Origin of the sequence: Actinotalea sp. JY-7885 (assembly GCF_014525465.1) — a bacterium.
In the GTDB taxonomy this organism is placed as follows: Bacteria; Actinomycetota; Actinomycetes; order Actinomycetales; family Cellulomonadaceae; genus Actinotalea.
Genome location: NZ_JACEXH010000171.1, coordinates 1 through 6,620 on the forward strand (window position 1 = coordinate 1; position 6,620 = coordinate 6,620).

7 protein-coding genes are annotated in these 6,620 nt (G+C 75.5%); 3 read left to right on the forward strand and 4 right to left on the reverse strand.

What is annotated here, in order from left to right:
• Positions 1 to 176: 176 nt before the first annotated feature.
• The gene (locus tag IDM29_RS13565) at positions 177 to 1,847 is read left to right on the forward strand and encodes a CTP synthase (protein WP_182113693.1); all 1,671 of its coding nucleotides are present in this window, start codon (positions 177 to 179) and stop codon (positions 1,845 to 1,847) included.
• Positions 1,844 to 2,464: an NUDIX domain-containing protein gene (locus IDM29_RS13570; protein WP_255491836.1), complete on the forward strand. Its 621-nt coding sequence runs from the start codon at positions 1,844 to 1,846 to the stop codon at positions 2,462 to 2,464. Before IDM29_RS13565 ends, IDM29_RS13570 begins: the two co-directional genes overlap by 4 nt.
• Before the next feature lie 28 nt (positions 2,465 to 2,492).
• Here the strand turns inward: IDM29_RS13570 and IDM29_RS13575 are convergent, their stop codons facing one another.
• The 4 genes from IDM29_RS13575 to IDM29_RS13590 all read right to left on the reverse strand — a co-directional run bounded on the left by IDM29_RS13575 (position 2,493) and on the right by IDM29_RS13590 (position 6,156).
• On the reverse strand, positions 2,493 to 3,260 hold the full coding sequence (locus tag IDM29_RS13575; RefSeq protein ID WP_182114122.1) for a DinB family protein: 768 nt from the start codon (positions 3,258 to 3,260) through the stop codon (positions 2,493 to 2,495).
• Between the two features lie 140 nt (positions 3,261 to 3,400).
• Complete coding sequence (locus IDM29_RS13580) at positions 3,401 to 4,339, reverse strand: heme A synthase (protein WP_182113694.1); 939 nt, start codon at positions 4,337 to 4,339, stop codon at positions 3,401 to 3,403.
• Between the two features lie 69 nt (positions 4,340 to 4,408).
• Positions 4,409 to 5,191 carry an ABC transporter permease gene (locus IDM29_RS13585; RefSeq protein ID WP_182113695.1) on the reverse strand — a complete coding sequence of 261 codons (783 nt, stop codon included), beginning with the start codon at positions 5,189 to 5,191 and terminating at the stop codon, positions 4,409 to 4,411.
• Positions 5,188 to 6,156: an ABC transporter ATP-binding protein gene (locus IDM29_RS13590; protein ID WP_255491837.1), complete on the reverse strand. Its 969-nt coding sequence runs from the start codon at positions 6,154 to 6,156 to the stop codon at positions 5,188 to 5,190. Before IDM29_RS13590 ends, IDM29_RS13585 begins: the two co-directional genes overlap by 4 nt.
• A gap of 215 nt (positions 6,157 to 6,371) precedes the next feature.
• On the opposite strand from IDM29_RS13590, the gene IDM29_RS13595 reads away from it, so the two are divergent.
• On the forward strand, positions 6,372 to 6,620 hold a 249-nt coding region (locus IDM29_RS13595), incomplete at its 3' end, for a helix-turn-helix domain-containing protein (RefSeq protein ID WP_309232738.1).

The following is a 6,620-nucleotide window of genomic DNA, read 5'->3' on the forward strand; positions in this document are numbered from 1 at the left end:
GTGGCGGCGGTGCTCGGCGACGACGCGCGCCGCGCGCACCTGCGCGAGGCGGCGCTCGCGCGCGCGGCCGAGCTCCCGACCGTCGCCGACACCGTCGACCAGCTCGAGCGCGTGTGGCGGGACACGGCGACGCGGCGGGGGACCGGGACGCCGCGCGTCGGGTAGAGTGGAAGCCCGTGGCAGAGCGAGCAAACCGACTCTCCGGGCGGTCGGACAACACGACCCGGCACATCTTCGTCACCGGAGGCGTCGCCTCCTCGCTCGGCAAGGGGCTGACCGCCTCGAGCCTGGGCCGTCTCCTTCGTTCGCGCGGCCTCCGGGTCACGATGCAGAAGCTCGACCCGTACCTGAACGTCGACCCCGGGACGATGAACCCGTTCCAGCACGGTGAGGTCTTCGTCACGCAGGACGGCGCCGAGACGGACCTGGACATCGGCCACTACGAGCGGTTCCTCGACGTCCCGCTGACGGCGCAGGCCAACGTCACGACGGGCCAGATCTACTCGTCGGTGATCGCCAAGGAGCGGCGCGGCGAGTACCTGGGCGACACGGTGCAGGTCATCCCGCACATCACGGACGAGATCAAGTCCCGCATGCGCTCGCAGGCGGGCCCCGAGGTCGACGTCATCATCACGGAGATCGGCGGCACCGTCGGCGACATCGAGTCGCAGCCGTTCCTCGAGTCCGCCCGCCAGGTGCGCCATGACCTGGGGCGCGACAACGTCTTCTTCCTCCACGTGTCCCTCGTGCCGTACATCGGCCCGAGCGGCGAGCTGAAGACCAAGCCGACGCAGCACTCCGTCGCCGCGCTGCGCTCCATCGGCATCCAGCCGGACGCGCTGGTGCTCCGCGCCGACCGGGACCTCCCGGAGTCGACCAAGCGCAAGATCGGGCTGTTCTGCGACGTCGAGCCGGAGGCCGTCGTCGCGTGCGTCGACGCGCCGAGCATCTACGACATCCCGCGGGTGCTCCACGCCGAGGGCCTGGACGCCTACGTCGTGCGCCGCCTCGACCTGCCGTTCCGCGACGTCGAGTGGGCGGCCTGGGAGCGCGTGACGCACGCCGTGCACCAGCCGAGCACCTCGGTGGAGATCGCGCTCGTCGGCAAGTACGTGGACCTGCCCGACGCCTACCTCTCGGTCACCGAGGCGATGCGCGCGGGCGGGTTCGCGAACGACGCCAAGGTCGTCATCCGCTGGGTCCCGTCCGACGAGTGCGCGACGCCCGAGGGCGCCGAGCGCGCGCTGGCCGGCGTGGACGCCGTCCTCGTGCCCGGCGGCTTCGGCGTGCGGGGCATCGAGGGCAAGGTCGGAGCGCTGACGTGGGCGCGCACCACCGGCGTCCCGACGCTCGGCATCTGCCTCGGCCTGCAGGTCATGGTCATCGAGTACGCGCGCACGGTCCTCGGCCTCACGGAGGCGTCGTCGTCGGAGTTCGACCCCGGCACGAAGGACCCGGTCATCGCGACGATGGCCGAGCAGCTCGCGATCGTCGACGGCGGCGGGGACATGGGCGGCACCATGCGCCTCGGCTCCTACGAGGCCGTGCTGGCCCCGGGCTCCGTGGTCGCCAAGGCCTACGGCACCGAGCGGGTCAGTGAGCGTCACCGCCACCGCTACGAGGTCAACAACGCCTACCGCGAGCAGCTCGAGGCCGCCGGCCTCGTGGTCTCGGGCGTCTCGCCGGACTCCTCGCTCGTCGAGTTCGTGGAGCTGCCGCGCGAGGTGCACCCGTACTACGTCGCGACGCAGGCGCACCCGGAGTTCGCGTCGCGACCCACGCGCGCGCACCCGCTCTTCGCGGGCCTCGTGCAGGCGGCCCTCGAGCGCCGCGCCGAGGGCCGGTGACCGGCCCCGGGCACGCCTCGCCGGCGATCGCCGACGCGCGCGTCGAGCGCGCCGTGCTCCGCACCGAGGAGCTGCACGACGGCATGGTGTGGGACGTCGTGCGCGAGACCGTGGACCTCGGGGAGGGCCGCACGGTCCGCCGCGAGTTCGTGCGGCACCCCGGTGCCGTCGCGGTCATCGCGCTCGACGACGACGACCGCGTGCTGCTCCTGCGCCAGTACCGGCACCCGGTCCGCAGCGAGCTGTGGGAGCCGCCCGCGGGCCTGCTCGACGTGCCGGGCGAGGACCTGCAGGTGGCCGCGGCGCGCGAGCTGGCCGAGGAGGCCGACCTCGTCGCCGGCTCGTGGTGGGTGCTCCTCGACTACCTGACGTCCCCGGGCGGCAGCGACGAGGCGATCCGCGTCTTCCTCGCGCGGGACCTCACGCCGGTGCCCGACGCCGAGCGCCATGTCCGCGAGGACGAGGAGCGCGACATGGAGCTGCGCTGGGTGCCGCTGGACGACGCCGTCGCGGCCGTCCGGGCGGGGGCGATCCGCAACCCGTCCGCGGTCAACGGCGTGCTCGCGGCGGCGCTCGCGCGCGCCGACGGCTGGCGGGGCCTGCGGCCGGTCGGCTGAGCCCGGGCCCGAGCCCTCGTCCGAGGGCTCAGGCGGGCGCACCCTCGAGGGCCGCCAGGTCCCGCGTCGCGTAGCGCAGGTGCTCGGCGTGCTCGCGCAGGAGCGTGGTGACGCACTCGCGCACGGTCCGCTCCTCGACGCCGTCGGGCGGCTCGAGGATGCCGCGGCGCGGGTCGTCCAGCACGGCGTCGTCGAGCCTGGCCAGGACCTCGCGGACCTGTGCCCGCCGGTCGTCGTGGACGGCGAGCGCCTCGTCGAACGAGGGGCTCGCCTGCGGGTCCAGGCCCAGCGCGGCCGTCGTCGGTGGAGCCGTGTCCGTCGGCGCGAGCCCGATGGGGTCGTTCGGGTCGGTCCGTCCCCACAGCATCCGGCCGACCCACGAGTCCACCGCGAAGACCAGGTGGCGCAGCGTCTCGACGAAGGACCACTCGTCGTCCACCCGCTCGTGCAGCGCGGCGTCCGGCAGGGTGCGGGCACGGGCCACCGCCTGGGCCCAGGCACGCTCGATCTCGGCCCAGGCGGTCCGCAGCTCCTCGGTCGTGCGGGCCGAGCGCACGAGCGCCCGCACGGGGTGCCGGCGGTCGAGCTCGGCGCGTACGAAGTCGGTGACGTCGACGTCGTCGACGACGACGCTGCCGACGCCCCCGTCGAACCCCGTGACGCGGAAGTCGTCCACCCACGAGCTGGCGATCCGCACGCCCGCGAGGTTGCAGTCGCGGAAGCGCGCGCCACCGAGGTCCGCCCGGCGGAAGTCCGCGCCCCGGAACGCTGCCGTGTCGCTCGTCTGGACGGTCATGGTTGTCCCTCCTCGGCGCCGGCCGGGCGTCGCGCCTGGCTCTCACGGGACGCTAACGGCTCACCCGGACGATCGGCGTCCGGATGAGCCGTCGCCGCCCACGCCGGGTACCCCCACGCCAACGCCCCGCGGGGCGCCGGTCAGGCGCGCACGCGCAGGGCGACCGTCTGTCGTACCTGGGCGATCACCAGCACGCTCGCTCCGAGCATGTGGATGCCGACGAGCACCGCGGGGAGCCCGGTGAAGTACTGGGCGTAGCCGACGAGCCCCTGGGCGAGGGCCGCGACGAGCAGCACGACCGTGGCGCGCCGCGCCCCCGCGTCGGCCCGCCGCAGGAGGACCAGCACGGCCAGGATCAGGGCGAGGTACAGCCACACCGACGCGGCGTGCAGGCGCGCGACCAGCACCGGGTCGACCGCGAACCGGTAGGCGACCTCGTCGTCCCCCGAGTGCGGGCCGGCGCCGGTGGTCACGACGCCGAGGACGAGCACCACGACGAGGATCGGGACGAGGGCCAGGGCGAGCCGGCGGAGCCGCTCGGGCACCGTGGGCACCGGTGCTCCGTCGCCCTCGCGGTCGCGGGCCAGGAGCAGCGCCGAGACGGCGACGAGCGCCATCGACACGAGGAAGTGGACGGCGACGACGCCCGGGTGCAGGTCGACGAGCACCGTGATGCCGCCGACCACGGCCTGGACGGCCACGCCGAGCAGCGGCGTCAGGCCCAGCCAGCGGAACGCGCGCGTGCGGTCCGTCCGCTGCCACACCACCCACGCGGCGGCGATCGCCAGGACCGCCAGGACGCCGGTCAGGGTCCGGTTCCCGAACTCGACCAGCGAGTGGTAGCTGGTGGCCTCGTGCATGACGGGTGCGAACTCACCGGGCTCGCACTGCGGCCACGTCGAGCAGCCGAGCCCCGAGCCCGTCAGGCGGACGGCGCCGCCGGTGCCGACGATCAGCACCTGGGCGGCCAGGTTGGCGATCAGGACACGCCGCCGCCAGGCGGCCGACGGGTGGCGCCACGAGCTCCGGGACGGGCCGGCGGGGGAGGTCGTCGCGGACGGTGCCGTCGTGCTGCTCACGGGTCCACGGTAGCCCGCCGTCGCCCCGCCCCGGCACGGGCCGGGAGGGGTCGCGGCGTGACGCGCGCCTCAGGACCAGCGGAAGGTGCGCGCGACCAGTGCGCTGAGGACCGCCGTCCACACCGCCAGCACCACGAGGGACGACGCGGGGAACGCGCCCTCGGCCAGCGCGGTACGCAGACCCTCGCCCAGGGCGCCCGAGGGAAGCAGGGGAGCGATCTCGGCGAGCGGTCCCGGGAGCATCGAGACCGGCAGGACCACGGCACCGCCCGCGAGCAGGAGCACCCACAGCAGGTTCGCCACGGCGAGCACGGCCTCGGCCCGCAGGATCCCGGCCACGAGGAGGGCGAGCGACGTGAACGCCGCGGTGCCCAGGACGAGGGCGGCCGCGGCGCTGGGCAGACCCGCGGGGTCGGGCCGCCAGCCCAGGGCGAGCGCGGCGCCGCCGAGGACGGCGAGCTGGAGCATCTCGAGCACGACCACCGCGACGACCTTGCCGGCGACCAGCCCGCCGCGGCCCAGGGGCGTCGTGGCGAGGAGGCGCAGGACGCCGTTGCGGCGGTCGAAGCCGGTCGCGATCGCCTGCGACGTGAAGGCCGTCGACATGACGGCCAGGGCGAAGATCCCGGGCACGACGACGTCGACCCGGTCCACCGTGCCGAGGTCGACGAGGGTCGTGCGCGTCAGGACGACGAGGATGAGCAGCGGCAGGACGAGCGTGATGACCAGCTGCTCACCGTTGCGCAGCACGGTCCGGACCTCCGCGCGCGCCTGGGCGCCCACGCGGCGCGCCAGGGGCGCCGCGGTCTGCGGCGTCGTGCCCGCGGCGTCGTGGGGCAGGGTCGCGCTCATCGCAGGGTCCGTCCCGTCAGGTCGAGGAAGACGTCCTCGAGCGTGCGCCCGCCGGTCGACAGCGAGCCGATCAGCAGCCCTCGCTCGGCGGCCCAGCCCGTGACGGCGTGCACCAGGACCGGGTCGGCGGCCGCGAGGACCTCGAGGGTGCCCGGGGTCGCCGACGGCACCTCCTGCACCTCTGCCGGGCGACCGGCGGCGGTGAGCGCGGCGCGCAGCGACGGCGCGGTCCCCGGGGGGTTCACGGTGACGCGCACGACGTCCTGCGCGCCCACGAGCTCCGCGGTCGTGCCCGACGCGATGACCCGGCCCTCGTCCACCACGACGACGTGGTCGGCGAGCGCCTCCGCCTCGGCGATCTGGTGGGTGGTCAGGACGATGCTGGTGCCGGCCGCGCGCAGCTCGTGGACGAGGTCCCACACGGCCAGCCGCGCCTGCGGGTCCATGCCGGCGCTGGGCTCGTCGAGGAACACGACGTCGGGCCGCCCGACGACGGCCGCCGCGAGCGCCAGCCGCTGCCGCTGCCCGCCCGACAGGCGTCGGACCTGCGTGCGGGAGAACGCGCCGATGCCCAGGCGCTCCTCGAGCTCGCCCACGTCGCGCGGTGCCGCGTACATGGCCGCCACGTGGCGCAGCGCCTCGCCGGCCGGCACCGTGCTCGGCAGGCCGCCGTCCTGCAGCATGACCCCGACGCGCGGGCGCAGCCGGCGAGCGTCGCGCACGGGCTCGAGACCGAGCACGCGGACCGAGCCGCCGTCGGGCGAGCGCAGGCCCTCGCAGCACTCGACGGTCGTGGTCTTGCCCGCCCCGTTGGGCCCCAGGAGGGCCGTCACCGCGCCGTGCCGGGCGACGAGGTCCACGCCGTGGACGACCTCACGCCGCCCGTACCGCTTCACGAGCCCGGTGACGGCGACGGCGACGTCGTCCGGCACGGGTGCGGCGTCGAGCGCGGTCGAGTGGGGCACGAGGCGCGAGTCTAGGCGCGACCGCCCCCGCGGGGGCCGCCGCGGCCCCCCGGGGCCCGCTGCCACGGCGGTGACGTCGGTCACGACCGCCGCCAGGTGAGGCCCGCCTTCGTTGCGTGGAAGCAATTGGGCAACAAGGATGTTGCCTATATCGCGGCCGGGCGGCCGCCCGTCGTGCGGCTCGTGCCGGACGGCGCCCAGGCGAGGAGGTGCACGTGCCGGCAGTCATGACGTCGCGACCCGGCCTCGCCGCCGACCCCGGCGCAGCGCCCGGCGCCCCCACCGAGCCGGCCGAGCAGACGACACGTCGGCGCATCCTGCGGCTCGTCGTCGAGGAGGGCCCGGTCTCCGCGGCGGACCTCGCCCGCGGCCTGCGGCTCACCACGGCCGGAGTGCGTCGGCACGTCGCGGCGCTCGAGCTCGCCGGCGAGATCGTGGTCCACGCCGTCGCCCCCGCCGGCGCG